Source organism: Bacteroidia bacterium, assembly GCA_025056095.1.
Classification (GTDB): Bacteria; Bacteroidota; Bacteroidia; order JANWVE01; family JANWVE01; genus JANWVE01.
Map to the genome: position 1 here is coordinate 1 of JANWVW010000008.1, position 21,037 is coordinate 21,037.

29 protein-coding genes, 1 tRNA gene and 1 pseudogene are annotated in these 21,037 nt (G+C 36.2%); 17 read left to right on the forward strand and 14 right to left on the reverse strand.

From position 1 onward, the window contains the following. The coding region (locus NZ519_01250; GenBank protein MCS7027366.1) for an ATP-binding protein at positions 1–325 on the forward strand (325 nt) is incomplete at its 5' end. A gap of 94 nt (positions 326–419) precedes the next feature. On the opposite strand, the gene accB is transcribed toward NZ519_01250, so the two are convergent. Continuing rightward, complete coding sequence (gene accB / locus NZ519_01255) at positions 420–923, reverse strand: acetyl-CoA carboxylase biotin carboxyl carrier protein (GenBank protein MCS7027367.1); 504 nt, start codon at positions 921–923, stop codon at positions 420–422. A gap of 104 nt (positions 924–1,027) precedes the next feature. Here accB and NZ519_01260 point away from each other — a divergent pair, with 104 nt between their 5' ends. The 3 genes from NZ519_01260 to NZ519_01270 are packed head-to-tail and all read left to right on the forward strand — an operon-like array spanning position 1,028 to position 1,836. Further along, complete coding sequence (locus tag NZ519_01260; protein ID MCS7027368.1) at positions 1,028–1,369, forward strand: nucleotide pyrophosphohydrolase; 342 nt, start codon at positions 1,028–1,030, stop codon at positions 1,367–1,369. 56 nt (positions 1,370–1,425) lie between these two features. Continuing rightward, complete coding sequence (locus NZ519_01265) at positions 1,426–1,602, forward strand: hypothetical protein (GenBank protein ID MCS7027369.1); 177 nt, start codon at positions 1,426–1,428, stop codon at positions 1,600–1,602. Next, on the forward strand, positions 1,603–1,836 hold the full coding sequence (locus NZ519_01270; protein MCS7027370.1) for a hypothetical protein: 234 nt from the start codon (positions 1,603–1,605) through the stop codon (positions 1,834–1,836). On the opposite strand, the gene udk is transcribed toward NZ519_01270, so the two are convergent. Next, positions 1,809–2,447: a uridine kinase gene (udk, locus tag NZ519_01275; protein ID MCS7027371.1), complete on the reverse strand. Its 639-nt coding sequence runs from the start codon at positions 2,445–2,447 to the stop codon at positions 1,809–1,811. The genes NZ519_01270 and udk overlap by 28 nt on opposite strands. A gap of 113 nt (positions 2,448–2,560) precedes the next feature. On the opposite strand from udk, the gene NZ519_01280 reads away from it, so the two are divergent. Continuing rightward, positions 2,561–3,100 carry a NifU family protein gene (locus NZ519_01280; GenBank protein MCS7027372.1) on the forward strand — a complete coding sequence of 180 codons (540 nt, stop codon included), beginning with the start codon at positions 2,561–2,563 and terminating at the stop codon, positions 3,098–3,100. A gap of 106 nt (positions 3,101–3,206) precedes the next feature. Beyond that, a complete protein-coding gene (locus NZ519_01285) occupies positions 3,207–3,761 on the forward strand; it encodes a hypothetical protein (protein ID MCS7027373.1) in 555 nt (184 codons plus the stop codon). 7 nt (positions 3,762–3,768) lie between these two features. Here the strand turns inward: NZ519_01285 and NZ519_01290 are convergent, their stop codons facing one another. The 4 genes from NZ519_01290 to NZ519_01305 are packed head-to-tail and all read right to left on the reverse strand — an operon-like array spanning position 3,769 to position 8,000. After that, a complete protein-coding gene (locus NZ519_01290) occupies positions 3,769–4,788 on the reverse strand; it encodes an asparaginase (protein MCS7027374.1) in 1,020 nt (339 codons plus the stop codon). Beyond that, complete coding sequence (locus NZ519_01295; GenBank protein MCS7027375.1) at positions 4,785–5,468, reverse strand: hypothetical protein; 684 nt, start codon at positions 5,466–5,468, stop codon at positions 4,785–4,787. The genes NZ519_01290 and NZ519_01295 overlap by 4 nt, the downstream gene beginning before the upstream one ends. A gap of 42 nt (positions 5,469–5,510) precedes the next feature. Beyond that, positions 5,511–6,050, reverse strand: coding sequence for a hypothetical protein (locus tag NZ519_01300; GenBank protein MCS7027376.1), 540 nt, complete (start codon positions 6,048–6,050; stop codon positions 5,511–5,513). Positions 6,051–6,092: 42 nt separating this feature from the next. After that, entirely contained in the window at positions 6,093–8,000 is a 1,908-nt protein-coding gene (locus NZ519_01305) for an OmpA family protein (GenBank protein ID MCS7027377.1), read from the reverse strand. A 263-nt stretch (positions 8,001–8,263) separates the two neighbouring features. Between NZ519_01305 and NZ519_01310 the strand changes: the two genes are divergently transcribed. Both NZ519_01310 and NZ519_01315 read left to right on the forward strand, forming a co-directional pair. Continuing rightward, positions 8,264–8,485: a DUF2795 domain-containing protein gene (locus tag NZ519_01310; protein MCS7027378.1), complete on the forward strand. Its 222-nt coding sequence runs from the start codon at positions 8,264–8,266 to the stop codon at positions 8,483–8,485. Then, positions 8,475–9,197, forward strand: a complete 723-nt coding sequence (locus NZ519_01315; protein MCS7027379.1) for an ABC transporter ATP-binding protein — start codon at positions 8,475–8,477, stop codon at positions 9,195–9,197. The genes NZ519_01310 and NZ519_01315 overlap by 11 nt, the downstream gene beginning before the upstream one ends. Before the next feature lie 17 nt (positions 9,198–9,214). Here NZ519_01315 and truB read toward each other — a convergent pair whose 3' ends face one another. Beyond that, positions 9,215–9,889: a tRNA pseudouridine(55) synthase TruB gene (gene truB, locus NZ519_01320; GenBank protein MCS7027380.1), complete on the reverse strand. Its 675-nt coding sequence runs from the start codon at positions 9,887–9,889 to the stop codon at positions 9,215–9,217. A 61-nt stretch (positions 9,890–9,950) separates the two neighbouring features. Between truB and NZ519_01325 the strand changes: the two genes are divergently transcribed. The 4 genes from NZ519_01325 (at position 9,951) to pdhA (ending at position 13,082) form a co-directional block, all read left to right on the forward strand. Continuing rightward, a complete protein-coding gene (locus tag NZ519_01325; protein ID MCS7027381.1) occupies positions 9,951–10,553 on the forward strand; it encodes a hypothetical protein in 603 nt (200 codons plus the stop codon). A gap of 56 nt (positions 10,554–10,609) precedes the next feature. Then, entirely contained in the window at positions 10,610–11,683 is a 1,074-nt protein-coding gene (gene recF / locus NZ519_01330; protein MCS7027382.1) for a DNA replication and repair protein RecF, read from the forward strand. Continuing rightward, positions 11,680–11,976 carry a DUF721 domain-containing protein gene (locus NZ519_01335; protein ID MCS7027383.1) on the forward strand — a complete coding sequence of 99 codons (297 nt, stop codon included), beginning with the start codon at positions 11,680–11,682 and terminating at the stop codon, positions 11,974–11,976. Before recF ends, NZ519_01335 begins: the two co-directional genes overlap by 4 nt. 92 nt (positions 11,977–12,068) lie before the next feature. After that, positions 12,069–13,082, forward strand: a complete 1,014-nt coding sequence (gene pdhA / locus NZ519_01340) for a pyruvate dehydrogenase (acetyl-transferring) E1 component subunit alpha (protein MCS7027384.1) — start codon at positions 12,069–12,071, stop codon at positions 13,080–13,082. A 74-nt stretch (positions 13,083–13,156) separates the two neighbouring features. Here the strand turns inward: pdhA and NZ519_01345 are convergent. Continuing rightward, positions 13,157–13,229: transfer RNA gene (locus tag NZ519_01345), tRNA-Phe, on the reverse strand. Positions 13,230–13,395: 166 nt separating this feature from the next. Further along, positions 13,396–13,575 (reverse strand): hypothetical protein, encoded by a 180-nt coding sequence (locus NZ519_01350; GenBank protein MCS7027385.1) that lies wholly within the window; start codon positions 13,573–13,575, stop codon positions 13,396–13,398. A 130-nt stretch (positions 13,576–13,705) separates the two neighbouring features. Here NZ519_01350 and NZ519_01355 point away from each other — a divergent pair, with 130 nt between their 5' ends. Beyond that, complete coding sequence (locus NZ519_01355) at positions 13,706–14,689, forward strand: hypothetical protein (protein MCS7027386.1); 984 nt, start codon at positions 13,706–13,708, stop codon at positions 14,687–14,689. A gap of 273 nt (positions 14,690–14,962) precedes the next feature. Here NZ519_01355 and NZ519_01360 read toward each other — a convergent pair whose 3' ends face one another. After that, positions 14,963–15,100: a hypothetical protein gene (locus NZ519_01360; protein MCS7027387.1), complete on the reverse strand. Its 138-nt coding sequence runs from the start codon at positions 15,098–15,100 to the stop codon at positions 14,963–14,965. A 490-nt stretch (positions 15,101–15,590) separates the two neighbouring features. Next, positions 15,591–15,746, reverse strand: coding sequence for a hypothetical protein (locus NZ519_01365; GenBank protein ID MCS7027388.1), 156 nt, complete (start codon positions 15,744–15,746; stop codon positions 15,591–15,593). Between the two features lie 119 nt (positions 15,747–15,865). Here NZ519_01365 and NZ519_01370 point away from each other — a divergent pair, with 119 nt between their 5' ends. From NZ519_01370 to NZ519_01385, 4 genes and pseudogenes are all read left to right on the forward strand, one after another. Continuing rightward, on the forward strand, positions 15,866–16,969 hold the full coding sequence (locus NZ519_01370) for an Mrp/NBP35 family ATP-binding protein (GenBank protein ID MCS7027389.1): 1,104 nt from the start codon (positions 15,866–15,868) through the stop codon (positions 16,967–16,969). A gap of 101 nt (positions 16,970–17,070) precedes the next feature. Continuing rightward, positions 17,071–17,403 (forward strand): hypothetical protein, encoded by a 333-nt coding sequence (locus NZ519_01375; GenBank protein MCS7027390.1) that lies wholly within the window; start codon positions 17,071–17,073, stop codon positions 17,401–17,403. Between the two features lie 115 nt (positions 17,404–17,518). Then, a complete protein-coding gene (locus NZ519_01380) occupies positions 17,519–17,866 on the forward strand; it encodes a hypothetical protein (protein ID MCS7027391.1) in 348 nt (115 codons plus the stop codon). Positions 17,867–17,965: 99 nt separating this feature from the next. Next, a pseudogene (locus NZ519_01385) lies at positions 17,966–18,352 on the forward strand (MaoC family dehydratase). 249 nt (positions 18,353–18,601) lie between these two features. On the opposite strand, the gene lptC reads toward NZ519_01385, so the two are convergent. From lptC to NZ519_01400, 3 genes are read right to left on the reverse strand one after another with little or no spacing between them, the layout of a single operon-like run. Then, a complete protein-coding gene (lptC, locus tag NZ519_01390) occupies positions 18,602–19,120 on the reverse strand; it encodes an LPS export ABC transporter periplasmic protein LptC (protein MCS7027392.1) in 519 nt (172 codons plus the stop codon). Further along, complete coding sequence (rsmD, locus tag NZ519_01395; protein ID MCS7027393.1) at positions 19,104–19,658, reverse strand: 16S rRNA (guanine(966)-N(2))-methyltransferase RsmD; 555 nt, start codon at positions 19,656–19,658, stop codon at positions 19,104–19,106. Before rsmD ends, lptC begins: the two co-directional genes overlap by 17 nt. Positions 19,659–19,695: 37 nt before the next feature. After that, complete coding sequence (locus NZ519_01400) at positions 19,696–21,027, reverse strand: DNA photolyase family protein (GenBank protein ID MCS7027394.1); 1,332 nt, start codon at positions 21,025–21,027, stop codon at positions 19,696–19,698. Positions 21,028–21,037 lie beyond the last annotated feature (10 nt).

Genomic DNA, 21,037 nt, shown 5'->3' on the forward strand with positions numbered 1-21,037 from the left:
CTTACAAGCAATGCAGTACAAAGGTCGGTTAATAATTAAAACTGAGGTCAAGGAGAATGAGATTTTAGTTTCTATCAATGACAACGGACCAGGGATTCCTGTTGAGATTCAGGATAAGATTTTTGAGCCATTTTTCACCACTAAAACTAAAGGGGAAGGTACAGGCTTAGGGTTAGATATTTGTAAAAAGATTATAGAAAAGCATAATGGTAGAATGTACTTCACTTCTGAACCTGGAAATACTACTTTTTATGTATCCTTACCTATCAACCAAGCCACTGATGCTATAGAAGTGCATAAAACCAGCAAAACTAGTGATGTATAAACGCAGAGTAGAATTCACATATTAGCTTCAAATAAAGTAAGCCTGTGTCTTAAATAAACACAGGCTATGCATGTTATTGTGTTACCAATCCAATTTAGTTTGTAGGTTCTATTAAAAACAAGGGCTGGTCATATTCTACGGGAGTAGCATTGTCTACCAATACTTTAACAATTTTACCATCTACATCTGATTCTATTTCATTAAAAATTTTCATAGCTTCAATCAAACAGAGTACTTTACCTTTGGTTACTATGTCCCCTACTTTAACAAAAGGTTCTGCATCAGCTTTGGGAGCGCGGTAGAATGTACCTATCATCGGCGACCTGAAAGTAATAAGGTTTTTACTTTCTTCCTCTTGTGAAGTAGGTTTAGCTGGTTTAGCATCCGTTTGCTGTGAGTTTTCCATGCTGGGTAGCTGATTTGAAGGGGATATTACTGGAGCAGTTACCACTTGTGGGGGAGTAGCTACAACTGTGGGGGTTATTACTTCTTTCTCTTTGGAAATTTTTAGCACAAAATCCCCTTGCTTGATGCTCACAGCAGTTAAATTACTTTCATTGATAAGCTTGATTAGCTCTTTTATCTCTTTGAATTCCATTTTTGTAGTATAGTTTAGACTATTCTAATTTTACTTTTGATGGCAAATATAGATAAAATCTTGATATCAAGCACCTGTTTTGATAAACTGTTTATTTTTGTTTTATGGACATTGAAACTTTGCAAAAAACTGTGGATAGCTGGATTAAATCGTATGGAGTAAGATATTACAATGAGCTAACAAATACTGCCCTTTTAATGGAAGAGGTAGGTGAGTTAGCAAGCTTGATGGCAAGAATTTACGGTGAGCAATCATTTAAGAACCCCGAGGAAGCCGCTCATGCTTCTGTGAATTTAGCAGATGAAATGGCGGATGTTCTTTTTGTATTAGTGTGTTTAGCCAATCAAACAGGTGTAAATCTCACCGAAGCTATACAAAAAAATCTGGATAAAAAAACTTTAAGAGATAAAGAGAGGCACAAGAATAACTTAAAGTTGAAAGGTTGAGTTTATGTTTTTGTACCGAAAAAGATTAAGTTTTTAATTTTTTTGGGCGTGCCCTTGTGGGCGTTTCGCTGCGCTCATGCCCACAAGGTCGGCGTGCTTCGGGCTACGCTATCGCTTCGGTGCTTCGCTTCGCTACGCACTGGGCTAACGCCCACCCTTCGCATGCCTCACGCAAGGGATCTCTGAAACCATCGTTTCTTTGTTTCTTATGCCAAGTTTTAGCTTGTAAGTGATTGTACTTCAAGCTTAAACAAGGTAAAGACATAACTGCACAGGTCAACTGCGTGAGGGGCATGGAGCATGCCGTTAGGCAGTGCGAAGCGTTAGCGAAGTACCGAAGCGAAGCGCAGTGCGGAATGCCCCGACCCTTGCGCAGCAAGGGGCACGCCCAAAAAATCAAATTAAATTATACAAACTCAACAAAATTTTGTACACTTACTCACTTTGTAAACTCGTTATGTTGTTGAAGCAAATTACGTATATACAAAATGAGCATATCCGCAGCTTTGTTCATCTGTTTGTGGTTGGGAATTATGATATCAGCATCATCTCTAAAAGGCTCTACATATCGTTTATACATTGGGGCTACATACTTGTTATATTCTTCCAAAACGTCTTCTAAGGTCCTACCTCTTTCTTTTTGGTCGCGAATAATTCTGCGTGTCAGGCGAACATATTCATGGGACTCAATGAATATCTTAAAATCTATCTGCCGAGCAATTTCAGGCTGATAGTAAATAAAAAGTCCTTCCACGATGATAACAGGTGCAGGATGAACAGTAATAATCGATGGAACCTTGTTTGGATTATTGAAGGTATATTCTTTACGAGATACGCTTTTTCCTTGTTTTAAGGCTTCAATATCAGCTGCTAGAGCGAGCAAATCCACAGATTGAGGGTGGTCAAAATTAACACTGCCATCAGGTTCTTTAATTTGTAGCTCATATTCTTTGTAGTAATTATCCTGTGAAATCAAACTAATCTGATGAGGTGAAAAAGCCTCTTCAATTCTATTGAGCAAATACGTTTTACCTGATGCACTTCCCCCTGTAATTCCTATAAAATAGGGCATAGTCAATACAAAAATAGAAAATCTTTGCTGTAAGTAAATTGCTTATGGAGTTGTAATTTCAAAACTATAGAACTATTTTTGCAAACAAATTGTATTATTTATACTGCTTCTAAATAGTTATGGAACTGTATACTGAATATACGCCCAATCCAGATACCTTAAAATTTGTTTTAACAAAAGTGATTATGCCATTTGGTACAGCAGAATTTGCCGATGCTGAATCTGCTAAACGTTCGGGACTAGCCGCAGAGCTTTTTGCCATGAACTTTGTAACTCGCGTTTTTTTTGGAGCTAACTTCGTTACTGTTACTAAACGCCCTGAATTTGAATGGGATGCCATTATTCCGCATATTGGTGAGGTTATCCTGAAATATGTACAATCAGGCAAACCCATTGTAGAAAACGTAGAGAATATTGAAGAAGAAGATACAGATCCTGTTGTAAAAAAAATAAAAGAAATTATAGAAACGCATATTCGCCCTGCGGTAGCTATGGATGGCGGAGATGTGATATTCAAAGGCTTCAAAGACGGAGTAGTACATTTACAAATGCAAGGATCTTGTCATGGATGCCCATCCTCTACTTTAACCTTAAAGGCAGGCATAGAAGGACTTTTGACCCGTATGATTCCCGAAGTCAAGGAAGTAGTACAAGTCTGATAAATTTATTCATTGATTTACAGTAAGTTGTGTGCCAAAGTAAAATTTAGCTTTACTTTGGTACATTTTTTTATTAACTTTGAGTTTAATTTGTGCAGTAGAGATTATGAGGTATTTTATCATCACACTTTGGCTTGTATTTACGTGGAACTTACCTTGCTATGCTCAACCAGAAGTTTCTTTTGAAGAGAAGAAAAAAATTGCTCAAAGTTATGGCTATATGCAAGATAAGGCAGAGAACATAGAAGCTATTTATCTAATCCATTTGTTGAGAGAAAACCCTTTACTTCCTCAAAGTAGAGATTTGAAACTCAAACTATTTGCTTGGATCCAGGATACTGATGATGTAGTTGTATATTACGATTCGCCAGAAGCCAAAGAAATAGAAATTTCTTCTTTTCAGTATAAAAAAGAACTCCTTCAGCAATACCTCAATGGATGCTGCATTTATGATCTCACTCATCCTGACAAAATTAAAGATCCAAGGGCAGACGTGGACATGGGAATGAAATTTGTTTGCGAAGCATACGAAAAAATTATCTCTACTACTAACACACCTTCACATTACTATTTTGAAGCTCAATGCGAAAAGTATCTTGGACGCAGAACTGCAAAAGGTATTGCAGAAGCTAAAAGTAAAAAAAATACTGAAAAAAAATAATAAATTGTTATACTGTTATTTCTCCTCTTATACTACGAGCTAAAAAGTTTTTTGCTTCCTCACTTCTATACTTTCCTAAAATATACATCAATTTGCAAAGTGCTGCTTCGGGAGTAATATCTAAACCTGAAATTGCTCCTGCTTTGAGCAAAGGCAAGCTGGTTTCATACTTTCCTAATTGAACACTTCCACTGATGCACTGTGTTAGAACATATAAAATAATTCCTTTTTGAGTTATTTTTTCAAGTACTTCTTGATATTTTTCAAAGTTCATCATATTTCCCATGCCAAAAACTTGTATGATATAAGCCTTAACACTGGGATTAGAAAGGGAATATTCAAGCTGTGCAGCAGACATACCCGGAAATATACTAACCCAACCTATATGAGTATCTAACTGTGTAAAAATGTTTAGCGTATTTTTAGGTTCGTAGCAAAAAAAATTGTACTTATATTGTAACGTTACTCCTACCTCTACCAAAGGTGGATAATTGGGTGATTCAAAAGCATTAAATTTTTCAGTGTGTAGTTTTCTTGCTCTGTTACCTCGCAAGAGTGTGTTTCCAAAATAAATGCAAACTTCACTAATATTCGGCATTCCTTTTTTGTACGCAGATGCTAATTCTACTGCGGTAATGAAGTTTTCACGTGCATCGGTGCGTAAAATATTCATAGGCAACTGTGAACCTGTAAGTATCACAGGCTTGGTCAGATCCTCTAACATAAAGGAAAGTGCGGATGCAGTATAAGCCATTGTGTCTGTACCGTGCAAGATTACAAAACCATCAAACTCACTGAATCTGTTTTGAATAATTTGTGCAAAGGTAGCCCAATGTTCAGGTTGAATATTAGAAGAGTCCAAAGCGGGAGCGCAGGCTACACAAAAATCTAGTTCGCAGTCTAAACGCTGTAATTCAGGAATTTGACTAAGAATAGTATTCAGGTCATAGGGAACTAGAGTACCATCACTATTTTTTATCATTCCGATAGTTCCGCCTGTGTAAATGATTAAAACTTTACTTTTCATGGAAGTTCTTGCAGTAACTGAACAGTGTGGCGAATATACACAGGTTTAGGAACTTGGTCATTGTTATATTCTACAAGTTTGATTTCTTTGGCTATTTTACCGATATGTTTTACGTAGATAGCTTGTGAATAATCTAAACCTGCGATGTTATCCTTGTTAGACTCTAATACTCGCATGCCTGAATATATACCTGCGGGGGTATTTACAAGAGTGTCTAAAGTTGTAATACGGTACATTTTTTTTCCCAAGATGTTATAGGCGTTTCCATCCCAAGATGCACCAGAAACGAAGGGCGTTTTAAGTATTATATATCTGATATTTTCCAAAGTACGCTCTACTACATTTTTATCTTGATAGTCATAGCCTACTCGTATGCTATCAAAAATAGAGTAGAAATCTTTGGCAGTGTGTCCGGTGGGGCTATCTATAAAAACATATTCATTTTCAAATCTACGTATAGGTCTGTTCTTGGCATCTTTCTGTATTTCGCGAAAAGTTTCTATTAAATAGTATCTAAAAACCGTCAGTACTGCTGGGGCAAAACCTTCTGTAATACTATCCACTACGTAGTACTTGTAAGTTTTATTTTCAGATATCGGATAGTACACGTACGTAGAAACTAATCCAGGATTGTCTATTTTTTTATTACAACTTAAAAAAAATACAATACATAATATCACAAGAGCAAAAACTGGATTAAAATAGCGGTTGTACATAGGATTTTACCAATCTGACATACTGGCGTGCATGTTCGGAGAATAAATGACAAAATAAGAGCGAATAGTATTGTTAGTACGTACGAATTCGTCGGTAAAAATAGATTTATCTTTCCATTCATTTTTGTAATATTCTATATAATTGCCATTTTTATCTTGAAAAGTGTATCGAGTTTGTGTATAGAGCCTTGATCCTGTGTAAATATTTTCTTTTTTTATTTCTGAACCATAAATGGACTGTAAGTATCCTAATATAGCATCAGCGTCGCCTTCTTTATCTTCGCGAAGAGTAACTTTGACTTTGACAAGCTTATTATCTTTGTAAAAGTACAGTATATTATGTAACCTAACTCCATTGATAAATTTAGGGTCTTTTCTATCTTCATAGCCATCATAGGATGCTATGCCATCACTTTCAGTTTCAGAATACTCTCTATTAGGTAAAGCGGAAACAGAACTACCCCACACTTTTCCCCTGAAAGCTTCCTGAGCATACATAGATAACAAAAAAGCACACTTAATAGCTAGTACAAGCCATACCTTCATACTACAAATATACAAAAAAAGCGAATAGAATGTATGTGTTTTCTATTCTATTATTTCGAGCTCTGTTCGCCGGTTTAGTCTTCTTCCTTCTTCGGTAGAATTATCTGCTATCGGCTGAGATTGTCCAAATCCTTTGGTTTGGATTCGGTCTTGGGCTATATTTGCTTTGATAAGATAATCTGCCACAGATTTAGCACGCTCCTCTGATAAAATTAAATTGGACTTCTCATCACCTTGATTGTCTGTATGTCCGTTGATGCGTATTTTCATACGTGGATTAGCCTGCATTAAAGCTACTACTCTATTAAGCTCCAAAATTGACTGTGGCTTTAGAGTAGCTTTACCTGTATCAAAAAATATATTATTGAGAGTTACTTTTTCGCCCTTCGAAATAGGAGTTAGGAATTGGTTTTTAGTAATTTCTTGTGCCTTAGTATCAGCGGGGATAACGATATTATCAGAGGTAAATAAGTATCCTGGTGCAGTAATAGAGATAGCGTATTCCTTACCCGGTGCCAAAATGATAGTATAAGAGCCATCTAAAGGGTCTGTGGTAAGTTCTGAAATTCGTTGTTTAGCTTGAATGTCTTCGATAATAATTTTGGCTTCCAAAGGCTTTTGTGTTCGTTTGTCTTTTACTACTCCTGTGAATGAAACCGTAGCTAAACCTTCTAAACCTTTAGGTATATTTATTTGATAAATGTCTTGATAGCCTTCTCGCTCTTTAACATCTCCTCGTGAACAAGAATAAGCAACTTTACTTTTAGGTGAAATAACAAAACCCTCATCATCTCTATAAGTATTGATGGGTATACCTAAATTTTCAGGGGGTGTCCAGGTATTATTAGGTTGTAAAGTGGTTCGGAATATGTCAGTTTCTCCAATGCCTGGATGTTTGTTAGAGCTGAAATATAAAGTTTTGGTTTCTGCGTGATAAAAAGGAGCAAATTCATCACCATCAGTATTGATATTAAAGCCCATGAGCTGTGCAGGCTGCCATTCTCCTTTATCATCTTTGTAACTGATATATAAATCTTTTCCCCCTATTCCTCCTTCTCTATCACTAGTAAAAATAATCATTTTTCCATCGGGAGAGAGGGTAGCATCACCCTCATAACTATCAGGGCGGTTGATAGTAGGGGGTAAGGGTTGAGGAGGAGTACATTTACCTGTAGTGGGGTCCAATGTGGTTACATAAATATCACCTTCATTTTTGAGTGAGTTGAAAATGTATAAAGTTTTGCCATCGGGCATTAAGCATAATGGAATATCATAACCATTTGTGTTAACTGGTGGAGGTAGGCGCACAGGATTAGCATATTTTACTCCTGTTACTCGCCTTGCCATAAAAATATCTGTACTTCCACCTGCTGCAGTATTTTTATCTGGTCTATTTGAAGCAAACAAAATAAAACTTTCGTCAGGGGCGATAACTATGTGGTTATCTTCTTGAGGAGAGTTTATTTCGGGTCCCATATTAGTAGTAGTAGAGATAATAGGTCGTTTGAGCAGTTGAATACCTACTTTGCAATGTTTTACAGATTTTTCAGCGTCTACTGTGGTAATGTCTTTAATCGGACAAGTTACAAGATATTTTTGGAACATGTACAGTGCTTCTTGAAATTTCCCTTTACTCTTATAGTAATTTCCTACAATGTAGTATAATCGTGCTTCTATGTTTTTTCCACCTGACTTAGCTGCAGCAATAAAATATGACATAGCTTTTTCGGGCTGATTGAGCTTTTCCGCATATACTTGTCCAATTTTATACTTAATCAGAGCATTACTAGTATCTTTTTGATATATCCGTTCATAAACTTTAAGTAAGTTTTGATAATCTTCTAAATCCTCATAGTACTTAGCTTCTTTGTAGTCAGCGGCAAACTCGGGTTGGGCAAATGATAAGGCTCTTATTAAAAATAATCCAATTATCGCTAATACACCTCGCATAACGTATCAACCAACGTCATGCAAAAATAGAATTTTTTGTAAAAAATGAAACTTTTAGAAATAGTTATTCAACTCAAATGGATAACTAAACACTATAACAGTAGCAATTGATTTTGTGGTTACTGTACTTTTTGGGATTGTTTCAAAAATCAAAAATTTTGTTGCATACTTTTTTGTGTCAAATCCGAAAAAAGACATTATAGACTCTTGTTTGTTTTAATCAAATTTTTTATTATATTCGCACCACTTTTTTCAAAAGAGCTATGTACTGGACATTAGAATTAGTTTCTTACCTTGAGGATGCCCCTTGGCCAGCTACCAAAGAAGAATTGATTGATTATGCCACTCGTTCAGGGGCACCTTTGGAAGTTATAGAAAACTTGCAGCAATTAGAAGATGATGGGGAACCTTATGAAAGTATAGAAGAAATCTGGCCAGATTATCCCACAGATGAGGATTTTCTATTCCCTGAAGATGAATACTGATTGTGTTCTAACTCTAAAAAACTTATCCTTGTCCTATTATGGACAAACTGTTTTGAAGAACACCTCGTTGTGCGCACGACGAGGTGTTTTTTATGCTCTTTTAGGACTAAACGGAAGTGGCAAAAGCTCATTATTCAAAGCCATCACTAAAAATATATTCTATCAAGGTACAATATATGTTGAAAACCAAGATATACAAAATCTATCTACTCGCAAATTAGCCCAAAAAGTAGCTCTACTTGCCCAACAGAATACAGTTTTTGCACCTTTAACCGTGTGGGAAATAGTCTTAATGGGTAGATATCCCTACCGCCCTGTATTTTGGCATTATTCAGCAGAGGATACTGAGATCTGCCAACAGGCTTTATATCGTACTCAAACAGATACCTTAAAACACAGAAAAATACGCGAGCTCTCAGGCGGTGAAGCACAAAGAGTATGGCTAGCTCAAAAACTTGCACAAAATACCCCAATTCTATTGCTAGATGAACCTACACAGCACTTGGATATTAAACAAAAAAAACTATTTTATCACTTGTTGCAAAATATTATCCAAAATGAACGCAAAACCATTATTATGAGTACCCATGACTTGAATGAAATAAAACAAGTCAGCGGAACTATATGGTATATTTATCAAAAAAACATTCATGTCATAGAAAATTATACTGCCGAAGACGTTGATAAAGTCAAAGAAAAACTTTTAAGCTAAGATAGCACTGTACCGTTTTAACTCTTGGTCAGAATACCTACCCATTCTTGTATTGTTTTAGCTTGTTCTACGTGAAAACTCCCAATTTTTATACGGCGCAGCTGACTTAAATATGCCCCAGTGCCTAATTTTTGTCCTAAATCATGAGCTATACTTCGAATGTAAGTTCCTTTACTGCACTCTATTTCTACGTTTAAGTGTGGTAACCGCATGTCAATTAAATCAAAACGATAAATGTGCACTTTACGTGGTTCTAATTCTACTTTATTACCTTTTCGAGCTAACTGATATGCTGACTTCCCTTTTACTTTGATAGCCGAGTATATAGGGGGAACTTGTAGAATATCGCCCATAAATTCTTTCTCAATTATTGCTCTAACTTGGCTTTCAGTAATATGCTCATAAGGTCTATGATTTTCAGGTGGAAATTCTGCATCGTATGTGGGAGTAGTGGCACCTAATGTAATTGTAGCTTGATAAGTCTTAGGCAAATTTTGGTATTGCTCAATAGTTTTAGTTTTTTGACCCGTGCATATAATTAGCAGCCCTGTGGCTAAAGGATCTAAGGTACCTGCATGACCTATTTTTTTTACCTTGCAAAGCGTTCTTAATTTAGCCACTACATCAAAAGATGTCCAATGCAAAGGCTTATCTACTAATAATACCTCACCTTTGGCAAAATCGTACTGCATGTAGCTAATTAACAAAATTTAACGTTATCGTCCTTCCGCGTTTATTTAGTAAATTTGCAATATGCACACGTTTAACATTGGAGATAAAGTAGCACTTATCCATGAAAAGTCAGCAGGAGTGATAACTAACATACAAGATAATCTTATCACTGTACATATTCAAGATATGGACATGGAGATTGAAATAGACGCTAAACTAATTATGTTAGTAGAAAAAGCCCCTGCACCACAAAAAGAATCCCAAAAAGACCAAACCAATCTACAAATTTCAGAAAATCAAGAAATTGCAGAAAAAATAAAAATTCTCAAACAAGCGGGTATAGGCTACCAAGCAAAAGAGATAAAGACAACCAAAGATAAACCCAAATTAGCTACAGAAATAGACTTGCACTGGGAAGTACTTCAAAAATCTAACCCAATTTATGCTAAAATACCTAATGATGATGTGGATGAAATATTTAGAATACAGCGTTTAGAATTTGAAAATTTCTTTTTGCGAGCTCTACAATACAATCTCAATAGCATAAGTATCATACATGGTATAGGTTCAGGCAAATTAAAAGAATACATTCATGCGTACATTAAACGACACGAAAAGAACGTTGATTCCTACCAAGTAACAAATGATGGTGGATTAACCCAAGTAATTTTTAAGGCAGAGTAAACACTACTTCATGGGCAAAATAAAATTTTTCATCAACTATTTTGTATTTTGTCAAAGTGTACATTCAAACATTGAGATTAGAGTATTTTCGTAATCATATCCAAAGGGAGCTAACCTTTGTCCCTGAAATCAATTTTATTACAGGTTTGAATGGAGTAGGTAAAACTAATATTCTGGACGCCATTTACTGCCTTGGCTTTACCAAAAGCTACTTTCAGCACTTAGATAGAGAAAACATTACCTACGGTTACGAATACACGGCAGTAGAAGGTAAATTTATTACTCAAAATCAAGTAGATACTATACGTTATGCTTATCACTCAAAAACAGGAAAAAGAATATGGCTTAATCAAAATGTTGTCCCAAATTTAAGTAAGTATGTAGGTAAAATAAACATGCTTTTTTTTGCCCCTTATGACGTATATGCGTTGATAGAAAGCCATGAGTTTCGCAAACGCAGCTTTGACCTTGTTTTAGCACAGTTATACCCTGAATATCTTCATGCCTTAATACAGTATCAAAAAGTGCTTAAACAGAGAAATAGCCTACTCAAACAAATACAAGAAAATATACAACCTTACAACGCAGAGCTACTCATTACTTATGACAACCTGTTAGAGCAGTTCGGAGAAACGCTATTTATTTACCGTAAGGAGTTTTTCAGCCATTTTGAACCTACTTTCAAAGAAGTATACTCAAAATTGTGTAATAGCACAGAATTACCTTCTATAGAATATCTATCCCACCATAAACCGAATTTAGCAGCTTACTTGATGCAGCATCACAAAAGAGATATCAGTGCAGGAAGAACTCTATCAGGAGTACACAGAGATGAAATTGTTTTCAAAATAAATGGCCTAATTGCCCAATCTTTTGCTTCACAAGGACAGCAAAAAACGTTTATTTTATCTCTTAAATTAGCGCAGTACTTGTATATTGCCCAAAAAAAGCAAACTTATCCCATTTTACTTTTAGATGACATTTGCGACAAACTAGATCTTTCACGCTTGAAACATCTTTTTTGCTTTTTAGATAAATATATCCAGGGTCAAATATTTATCACTGATACGCAAAGAGATAGAATAAAGCACTTGTCCGTTCAAAAGAATGTTTATATTATTGACTTATGAAAGAGCGGTTATACGGAGAAAGCACTTTATCGGACTGTATTCATTCTTTTTTGAAGCAAAGTAGTTTAGACAAACAAATGTATGAACAGTTAGTAATCTCTCATTGGAAGGACATTGTGGGAGAGCATGCCGCAGAACACACAGTTTCTTTGTTCATAAAAGATAAAGCGTTGCATGTAAAGCTCAATAATAGCTGCTGGCGCAATGAGCTTCATTATCGTAAACAGCAGATTATTCAAAAAATAAATGCTTTTGTCAATTATGACCTCATTGGCGAAGTGCACGTGTATTGACAAAACACAAAAATTTATCTAATAATAAACCGTAAAAACATTTTTTAGAAACTATTTTGGGCTTTATTAAGGAATTTTTATACATTTGTAGCATGGCTAAAAAAGCACAGGTCAAAAAAGATGAATATACTGCAGAGTTTTTGCTCAATTGGTATGAGCAAGCCCTTCTGATGCGCAAATTTGAAGAAAAAGCAGGATTTATCTATCAAACACAGCAAAAAATAAGAGGTTTTTGCCACCTGTACATTGGGCAAGAAGCCGTAGCCGTGGGCGTAGCCGCAGCCCTTCGCCCCGACGATTATATGATTTCTGCGTACAGAGAACATGGACAAGCCTTAGCTAAGGGAATGTCTGCTAATAGTATCATGGCTGAACTGTACGGTAAAATTACAGGTTGCTCAAAAGGAAAGGGGGGCTCTATGCACTTATTTTCAAAAGAACATCGCTTTATGGGCGGACATGGCATTGTAGGTGGACAAATTCCCTTGGGCGCAGGGATTGCCTTCAAAATTAAATACATGAAAGAAGATAGTGTCTGTGTATGCTTTATGGGAGATGGCGCAGTACGCCAAGGATCATTTCATGAAACTTTTAATATGGCTATGCTGTGGAAGTTGCCGGTGATATTTATTTGCGAAAACAATCTGTATGCAATGGGAACCTCCGTAGAGCGCAGCTCTAATGTTACCGACATTTACAAGTTAGGTTTAGCGTATGACATGCCCTCTGAACAAGTTAATGGAATGAAAGCAAGGGATGTTTATGAAGCTACCAAAAAATACGTAGAATTAGCTCGTAAAGGGCATGGACCAGCCTTTTTGGAAGTTAGAACCTACCGTTATCGTGGGCATTCTATGTCTGACCCTGCTAAATACAGAACCAAAGAAGAACTAGAGCAGTTTAGAAATCTTGACCCTGTCATGGATCTCAAACGCGAAGCCATAGAAGCAGGTGCTACCGAAGCACAGTGCCAAGCCATAGAGCAAAAAGTTAATCAAATTGTAGAGGAGAGTGTAAAATTCGCCGATGAATCGCCCTTTCCTACGCCTGATGAACTTTACAAAGATGTGTATGCAGAACCAAACTATCCTTTTATAAACTACTAAAACCGCGTTACACAATGCAGTTAGTACCTACATAAAAAAACAAGAGCAAGCTTTTTAGCTTGCTTTATTTCTTGTGGTAATGGAGGGAATCGAACCCCCGACACAAGGATTTTCAGTCCTTTGCTCTACCAACTGAGCTACATTACCATTCTTTCAAAAGCGGTTGCAAAGATATAAAAAGAAGTTATATTTTGTCAAGGGGATTTTTAATTTCTTTTTAACATAAAAACGTTTTGCCGTTTTCTATTGGATTAAAGTTGGTTTTGCCACAACATGTTACACTTTTATGTCTTTCTCTCTCAAACGTTTTATTTTATTTAAGTGCCGCATAAAGCCTATTTTTCTTTTGTAAAAACGATATTTTAATTTTTTTGGGCGTGCCCTTGCCCACACTTCGCTGCGCTTGTGTGGGCAAGGTCGGCGTGCTACGGGCTACGCTATCGCTTCGGTGCTTCGCTGCGCTTCGCACTGGGCTATCGCCCACCCTCCGCATGCCTCACGCAGAAAGAACATACTAAACGCATTTATCCAAAGTTTAACCTTTTACATACCTGATAATCAAATTAAAACAAGGTAAAACGCGCTATAAACTAAAATTAAGCTCTTCTGTTTATTTTTGTACCATGATAAAAATTGCCAATCCTGCGTATGACGTTGTATTCAAGTATTTGATGGAAGATAACAAAATTGCCAAGCTACTTTTATCGGATTTATTGCAGGAAGAGATTATTGAACTTGAAGTCAGACCGCAGGAATACATAATGGATGTTATTTCCATGACTGTGTATCGCATAGATTTTAATGCTAAAATAAAGAACGCCGATGGCACAGAAAAAGTAGTCTTAATAGAAGTACAAAAAGCTAAATTTCCTACGGATATTTTACGGTTTAGGCGGTATTTAGCAGAACAGTACAGGGCAGAACAAAACTTGATGAGAACAGAAAAAGATAGGTTCAAAGCTTTACCGATTATTAGGGTATATTTTTTAGGTTATCCCTTGTCAAGCAATCCACCGTATCCTGTAATCCGCGTACGCAGGAGTGTTACGGATAACAGCACGCAGGAAGTCATTGACATAAAAGATGAGTTTATTGAGTCTTTGACACATGATTGTGTGATAGTACAGATACCGAAGTTAAAAGAGACACGGCGAAATGAGTTAGAGATGATATTGTCTTTGCTTGATGAGCAGGAGTATAAGTATGAGATTAGTATCAATGAGGAGGATTATCCTGAGCGGTATCGTGAGGTAATAAGGCGGTTGTTGAAGGCAGCTGCGTCGGAGGAGGTAAGGAAGAGCATGGAGATAGAGGATGAGATAATAGAGAGTTTTAAGATGGTAGAACGAGATAAAGAGAAATTAGCAGAGGAATTAAAGTGGGAAAAACAACGTGCAGAACAAGAAAAACAACGCGCAGAACAACAAAAACAACGCGCAGAGCAAAAAGAAAAAGAACTAGAGCAAGAAAAGCAACGCGCAGAACAGTTAGAGCAAGATAAAATCAATATGATAAAGGAGATGCTCAAACAAGGTATATCCAAAGAGGTAGTCATGCAGATTGCCAAAGTAGACGAAGTATTTTTAAGAAAACATAATTTGATGTGAGTTAGAATATCATTTAACTTTGTAAATATCTGAAAATAAGCGCAAAATAAGCTAAAAGGTTTTGTTTTACTTTATTTAGGCAAGAAATAAAGCAAAGAATATACATAAAATGAAATAAAACATAAAAATACTGTTTGCGTGAGGCATGCGAAGGGCGTGCGTTAGCACGGTGCGGAGCGAAGCGAAGCACCGAAGCGTTAGCGTAGCCCGTAGCACGCCGACCTTGTGGGCTTTTGCCCACAAGGGCACGCCCAAAAAAAATTAAAACTTATATTAAGTGTAATAATTAAGTTCACAAACTTTTTTGAGTTCGTCGTTAGGTTTAAGGAAGTGAGAGAACATTTTCCAAAACAGTATTTTTCTTTCGTGCAGGATTTGAATATAACGGTTATGTTTAATTTTTTTACGCATGTACCACCAAGCCCTTTATGGGATTGGGTCAGGAGAATAAAGAGGTAAAAAAGAAATTCTATTCTTTATTGCGTTTTAACCATACTTGTACTTTTTTAGCCCGATGATACCTCACATTATCCAATACCTTTACCATCTTTCTGTCTTTGCGATAAACTTTGAGTACCCTTTAAGGTGGCTGATAAAAGTATCGGCATTTCCTGTCTTTTGAAAATGTACAGCTATTTGCCCTGTTAAATCCCTCTCACTTTCTGATACAAAAATCCCAGCCTCTTTATATACATCTGTGCATTCTTGTAATACACATTATACTTGTTTTACATAGGACCTGTCCAAGTCCCGTGGCTATACCCATCGAACTTTCTCTTAACACGTCTTTTATTTTCTTCTTCTGCTCTTTACTTAAACGCCTTGCTCTGACTTTGCGCTTCTTGTCTTTCTGCACCTGCTTCTACAAAATGCTTTACCCACAACGTAATAGACTTCAAACTTACCCCATAAAAGTTTGATAAGTAACAACTGCTATATCTTCCTGTGCTACCGCTTGTAACTTTATCCCAATACGTTTCTTTATTCTCTTTGCGTTAATCAGAAACTCTACTCCCGCAAGTTCGTAATTCCCTACTTTTAATACTTTTCTGCCCATAATTACTCCGCTATATTAACAAATAGAAAATAGACTTAATAATTTAATGCATTCATTTTTTATACTTGTAACTTTTTGCTTAATTTGTTGTTTAGTACAAATAAGGTACTTCATGCACTATGATAACCAAAGAAAAAGTTATTGAAGCACTTAGCCATGTACAAGAACCTGATTTAGGCAAAGACCTAATAAGCTTGAACATGGTCAAAGACATTGTAATTGATGGAAATAAAGTAGAATTTACAGTGGTATTGACAACACCCGCTTGTCCGCTTAAAGAAGCTATAGAACAAGCTTGTATCAATGCTATTAAGCTCATGGTAGATCCGAATGCAGTGGTAAAGGTAAACATGTCCGCAAATGTTACCACACGAAGAGAAGAAGGTAGAACAGTACTACCAGAGGTAAAAAATATCATTGCTGTCGTTTCAGGCAAAGGAGGTGTGGGTAAATCTACCATAGCTGCTAATTTAGCTATATCTCTCGCACAAATGGGCGCAAAAGTAGGGCTAATAGATGCAGACATTTACGGTCCTAGCATGCCTTTAATGTTTGGATTAGAGGGCAAAAAACCAGGAGTAACTCAAATTAAAGGTAAAAACTACCTTGTACCGATAGAAAAATACGGTGTAAAAGTTTTGTCTATTGGCTTTTTAGTAGATCCTAAGCAAGCTACAATATGGAGAGGTCCAATTGCTTCCTCTGCACTACGCCAATTCGTCAATGATGTGGATTGGGGAGAATTAGATTATTTAATCGTAGATATGCCCCCAGGCACAGGAGACATTCACTTGACCTTAGTGCAGACCGTTCCTGTAACAGGCGTCGTAGTGGTAACTACTCCCCAACCTGTAGCTTTAGCAGATGCCCGCAAAGCAGCTAACATGTTTCAAACACCTCAAATCAACGTTCCTATATTAGGAGTAGTGGAAAATATGGCTTACTTTACGCCTATGGAATTACCGCAACATAAGTACTATATTTTTGGGAAAGATGGAGGAGCTCAATTGGCAAAAGAACTTAACGTTCCTTTATTAGGTCAAATACCAATTGTGCAAAGCATCCGCGAAGGTGGAGATACAGGAATTCCTGCTGCCCTAAACGACAAAGATCCTATCACTCAAAAAGCGTTTTTGCTCCTATGCGAACAAGTAGCAAGACAAGTTGCTATACGTAACGCTTCATTAGCACCTACTCAAAAGGTAGAGATTACGATTTCTTAAACAAGCCTTCTTGAATGTAACCTACCTTTACCTAATTTCGTATAATTATAATAAATTTGCGTATCTTGAAAAATAAGTGTAAGTTTGTAGTAAATTAGCCTATGAAAGCATTAATATTCTCATTAGTGTTCTTGTTCTGTTCCATAACTATGGTTATGGGTGCAAATAGCAGCAAGTTAGTTTCAGAGAAAGTTCAAAGAACTGAAACAATGGAATTGAATAGCTACTCTCCTGTTCCAGGAGTAGGTCTAAAAACATTCATAGCTTACAAGACTATTGAAAAAGCAACCAAAAAAATTAATGAACTCAATAAGAAACGCAAATGTAAAAGAGGACCAGGAGCAATGTACTTTGTTTGGTTATCGTTGATAATATTAGTAGCTCTAGCAGGCATTGCAGCATTTGTTTATGTGTTCAGCAACTTGAAAGTATAAGTAAACAAATGCTGATTTTCAAAGTCCTGCTTGAGCAAATCAGGCAGGACTTAAATTTTTTAACCTTAATGTATACGATAGTTCTAATCTTATTCATATATTTGGCGTAAAAACAATGAAAAAACGTGTCAGTTTGTATTCTGCTAAAAAAATACTTTCCAAAGCAATAGGTATAAAGTTTGACAAAAAGCTTCTTTGGAACGTGGAAAACCATCCTTTTCCTATCATAAATATACCTACGCTAAACCTTCTTATCAAAGAAAAGGCTAATGCCTTAGGTGAGGAAGGCACTATATTAGATATAATTGAAAGACATTATGGTAGTGAGGTTAAAGAAGCTTACTTAACTATTTTGCCAAGCATTCAAGTACTGTATGAGCAAGAAGGCGAAATGACAAACGACTATTGGCACTACGATCCCATTTGGGAAAACTTTAAGCAAGAAGATGAAGGTAGATATTGAAAAGTATAGAAAAACTACTTTTGCACTTGAATTATTTTTTGTTTTTTCAATAATACGTTGTATATTTGTAGTAGCAAATTAGTATAACTTTACAAAAGTATGAAGCGTTTTTCAGTTGGTCAAAAGGCAACCTATACCAAAACCTTTACAGCCGATGATGTAAAACAGTTTGCAGAAGTGAGTGGCGATGACAATCCTATTCACCTAGACCCAGAGTACGCATCTAAGACTCCATTTAAGCGCAATATTGTGCACGGAGCCTTGACTTCCTCTCTATTCTCTACAATCTTAGGAACAATATTTCCTGGGGAAGGTACTATCTACATGAGCCAATGCACTAAGTTTGTCAAGCCCGTTTATGTAGGTGATACCATTACGGCTGAAGTAGAAGTAACCAAAATAGAAGGTGCCAAAAAAATTCTTTTCCTGGCTACCCGATGTTACAACCAAAATAATGAATTGGTAGCTGAAGGAGAAGCCAAAGTCAAAGTACCTTTTGCTGAACTTCTACCCGATGCTGAACCTATCAAAACAAACAAAGTACAATGGTCAGGCTTAGAAAACATTATCAAACTAAATAAAATGAGTATGGACATGATTAAAGCCTGGAATAATATGGCATGGAATAATGTTTCTCATAACATGAAAACTTTTTATCAATCTTGGATGGCTATCAAAAATTAAAATTATTTCAAAAAGCAGCAGCGTAGTATCCTTGTTAGATATTACGCTGCTTTACTTTTCTAAAGTTATTGTCCCAATAATGTTTTTGATTTGATATTGAGTAAAATTATCATTTGCCACAAAACCTATACCTTCAATAATTTCTGTAGGAGTAGTAATTTTTACAGGAGCATCTGAGTAAATTTTTTTAGCTCGTTGGTCATAAACTAGCGAATCGGTTTCTAGCCTTCCACCTTCACTATTAGTAAGTACCACACCATTTTTGCCTATAATCTTTTGTTCAGTTTCATACCAATATCCACTATTGGCTTGCAGGTGTATGTCTTCTTTGCCATTCCAATAATAAGTTATAACTCTTACTCCTTTTGGAAATGTACGATACTTACTTTCTATAAATTTAGTTTCTTTATTTTTTTTCTCAAAAGTTAACACTTGGGCAGCTGTGAGATAAAAACGCTTTTTAGCCGAGTCGCTGAAAGTATATTCTACACTATCTGCAATTTCTATAGGTGAATCTGCTTGAATATTCTCGGCAAAAGTATCTGTGGTACGTCTACAAGCTGTATTCATTACTAAAAAAAGAGAAAGCACTGCGGCCATATACCCGTTTTTGTCTGAAAAAAGATAGACCTTCAAAACTTTTAGTACTTTCATGTTCTAGAATTACTATACCTTCGGGTAAAACTAAGTGATTTTCAAAAATTTTTGATACTATCTTATCTGTATTTGCCATTTGATAAGGTGGGTCCAAAAATACAATCGTGTAAGGAAATAAACATGGTTGAGCTATAAAATCCCATACATCAGATGGTATAAGTGTTATTTGCGAACTGATATTCAAGTCTTGAATTTGCTTTTGAATAAACGAGATGCATTTTTTATCTTTTTCTACCATTGTAGCACTTAGTGCGCCTCTGCTAATAGCTTCATACGTCATATTTCCTGTTCCTGCAAACAGTTCTAACCAACGAACTTCTGACCAATCAAATTTATGTTGTAAGATGTTAAACAGACCCTCTTTTGCTATATCCATTGTAGGTTTTGTGCATAGGTTTTTGGGAGGATATAAGCGCTTACCTTTGAATTTACCTGCTATTATTCGTATCATTTTAATCGTATGCTATAAAAAATTTACTACCTATGTTTTAAAAACTATCTTCTTGAGCAAGTTTTTTCTCTTTTTTCTCTTTGACAGGTAAGGCTTGGCTATATCGTTGAATGGCTCTGTTTTTAGCGAATTCATGGTCAATAATCGGCTTAGGGTAGTCTAGTGTGCCGTATTCAGGTAGCCATTTTTTAATATAAACAAAGTCAGGATCGAATTTTTGTTGCTGTAAAATAGGATTAAAAACTCTAAAGTATGGGGAGCCATCGCAGCCTGAACCTGCTACCCATTGCCAACCTCCATTATTAGAAGCTAATTCAAAGTCTAATAATTTTTCAGCAAAATATCTTTCGCCCCAACGCCAATCTATCAATAAGTCTTTAACCAAAAAACTTGCTGTTACCATGCGCACGCGATTGTGCATATAACCCGTGGCGTTGAGCTCCCTCATACCCGCATCTACCAAAGGATAGCCTGTTTTGCCTTGACACCAAAGTTCAAAATGCTCGGAGTTATTTTCCCAAACAATATTGTCATATTCTGGCTTAAAAGCTTTATCTACTACGTGTGGAAAGTGCCATAAAATCATCATATAAAATTCCCGCCAAATCATTTCATTAACCCAAGTCTCACTCATGTTAAAAGCTTTTCGGATAAGCTCCCTGACGCTACGTGTGCCAAAACGAATGTGGACACTCAAACGAGAAGTTCCTACAATACCTGGAAAATCTCTTTTTTGTTTATATTCTTGAATAATTCTTGGTGATATCTCTTTTTTAGGAAATTCAAAGTTAGTGTCAGGTACAAAACCTATATCTTGCAGCTTAGGAAAAGGAGCAGGTTGTCTGCAAAAATTATAGACTAGTTTTTCAGAAGGATAAGAGTTGAGTTGTTCCATTTTGAGTGTGGAACGCCATTTTTTCATGTAAGGGGTGTAAACCGTGTAAGGAGTTCCGTCAGGTTTGAGTAGTTCGTCTTTTTCAAAAATAACTTGGTCTTTGTAGGTGTAAAAAGGTATATTTTGCGTTCGTAAAAAGTCTTCAATAAGTGCATCGCGCTCGCGTGCATACGGTTCATAGTCGTGATTGGTATATACTGCTTCAATTTTAAACTCTTCTACAATTTTTTTCCATACTTCTAATGGCTTACCATGAAAGATACGCAAAGAAGGTACTTGGGATTTTATCTCTTTCAGGGCTTCGTATATAAATTGCACTCGCCTATCTTGTTTAGATGGAAGCTTATCTAAAATGTTCGTGTCAAAAATAAAAATAGGCAAAACAGGCGTATCTTTGCTCAAAGCATGATACAACCCTGTATTATCAAATAGACGCAAGTCTCTACGAAACCAAAAAATGCTTACTTTATCCATATTCGCTTAC

Excerpts from the sequence above, each read along its gene's own strand:
- NZ519_01355 (MCS7027386.1), top strand. The coding sequence starts at position 13,706 with ATGATAAAAATTGCCAATCCTGCGTATGACGTTGTATTCAAGTATTTG.
- NZ519_01380 (MCS7027391.1), top strand. The coding sequence starts at position 17,519 with ATGAAAAAACGTGTCAGTTTGTATTCTGCTAAAAAAATACTTTCCAAA.
- pdhA (MCS7027384.1), top strand. The coding sequence starts at position 12,069 with ATGGCTAAAAAAGCACAGGTCAAAAAAGATGAATATACTGCAGAGTTT.
- NZ519_01280 (MCS7027372.1), top strand. The coding sequence starts at position 2,561 with ATGGAACTGTATACTGAATATACGCCCAATCCAGATACCTTAAAATTT.
- NZ519_01360 (MCS7027387.1), bottom strand. The coding sequence starts at position 15,100 with ATGCGTAAAAAAATTAAACATAACCGTTATATTCAAATCCTGCACGAA.
- accB (MCS7027367.1), bottom strand. The coding sequence starts at position 923 with ATGGAATTCAAAGAGATAAAAGAGCTAATCAAGCTTATCAATGAAAGT.
- NZ519_01285 (MCS7027373.1), top strand. The coding sequence starts at position 3,207 with ATGAGGTATTTTATCATCACACTTTGGCTTGTATTTACGTGGAACTTA.
- NZ519_01315 (MCS7027379.1), top strand. The coding sequence starts at position 8,475 with ATGAATACTGATTGTGTTCTAACTCTAAAAAACTTATCCTTGTCCTAT.
- NZ519_01305 (MCS7027377.1), bottom strand. The coding sequence starts at position 8,000 with ATGCGAGGTGTATTAGCGATAATTGGATTATTTTTAATAAGAGCCTTA.
- truB (MCS7027380.1), bottom strand. The coding sequence starts at position 9,889 with ATGCAGTACGATTTTGCCAAAGGTGAGGTATTATTAGTAGATAAGCCT.
- NZ519_01260 (MCS7027368.1), top strand. The coding sequence starts at position 1,028 with ATGGACATTGAAACTTTGCAAAAAACTGTGGATAGCTGGATTAAATCG.
- NZ519_01375 (MCS7027390.1), top strand. The coding sequence starts at position 17,071 with ATGAAAGCATTAATATTCTCATTAGTGTTCTTGTTCTGTTCCATAACT.
- NZ519_01335 (MCS7027383.1), top strand. The coding sequence starts at position 11,680 with ATGAAAGAGCGGTTATACGGAGAAAGCACTTTATCGGACTGTATTCAT.
- NZ519_01365 (MCS7027388.1), bottom strand. The coding sequence starts at position 15,746 with ATGGGCAGAAAAGTATTAAAAGTAGGGAATTACGAACTTGCGGGAGTA.
- NZ519_01325 (MCS7027381.1), top strand. The coding sequence starts at position 9,951 with ATGCACACGTTTAACATTGGAGATAAAGTAGCACTTATCCATGAAAAG.
- NZ519_01310 (MCS7027378.1), top strand. The coding sequence starts at position 8,264 with ATGTACTGGACATTAGAATTAGTTTCTTACCTTGAGGATGCCCCTTGG.
- NZ519_01370 (MCS7027389.1), top strand. The coding sequence starts at position 15,866 with ATGATAACCAAAGAAAAAGTTATTGAAGCACTTAGCCATGTACAAGAA.
- NZ519_01290 (MCS7027374.1), bottom strand. The coding sequence starts at position 4,788 with ATGAAAAGTAAAGTTTTAATCATTTACACAGGCGGAACTATCGGAATG.
- NZ519_01400 (MCS7027394.1), bottom strand. The coding sequence starts at position 21,027 with ATGGATAAAGTAAGCATTTTTTGGTTTCGTAGAGACTTGCGTCTATTT.
- lptC (MCS7027392.1), bottom strand. The coding sequence starts at position 19,120 with ATGAATACAGCTTGTAGACGTACCACAGATACTTTTGCCGAGAATATT.
- NZ519_01300 (MCS7027376.1), bottom strand. The coding sequence starts at position 6,050 with ATGAAGGTATGGCTTGTACTAGCTATTAAGTGTGCTTTTTTGTTATCT.
- rsmD (MCS7027393.1), bottom strand. The coding sequence starts at position 19,658 with ATGATACGAATAATAGCAGGTAAATTCAAAGGTAAGCGCTTATATCCT.
- NZ519_01350 (MCS7027385.1), bottom strand. The coding sequence starts at position 13,575 with ATGCGGAGGGTGGGCGATAGCCCAGTGCGAAGCGCAGCGAAGCACCGA.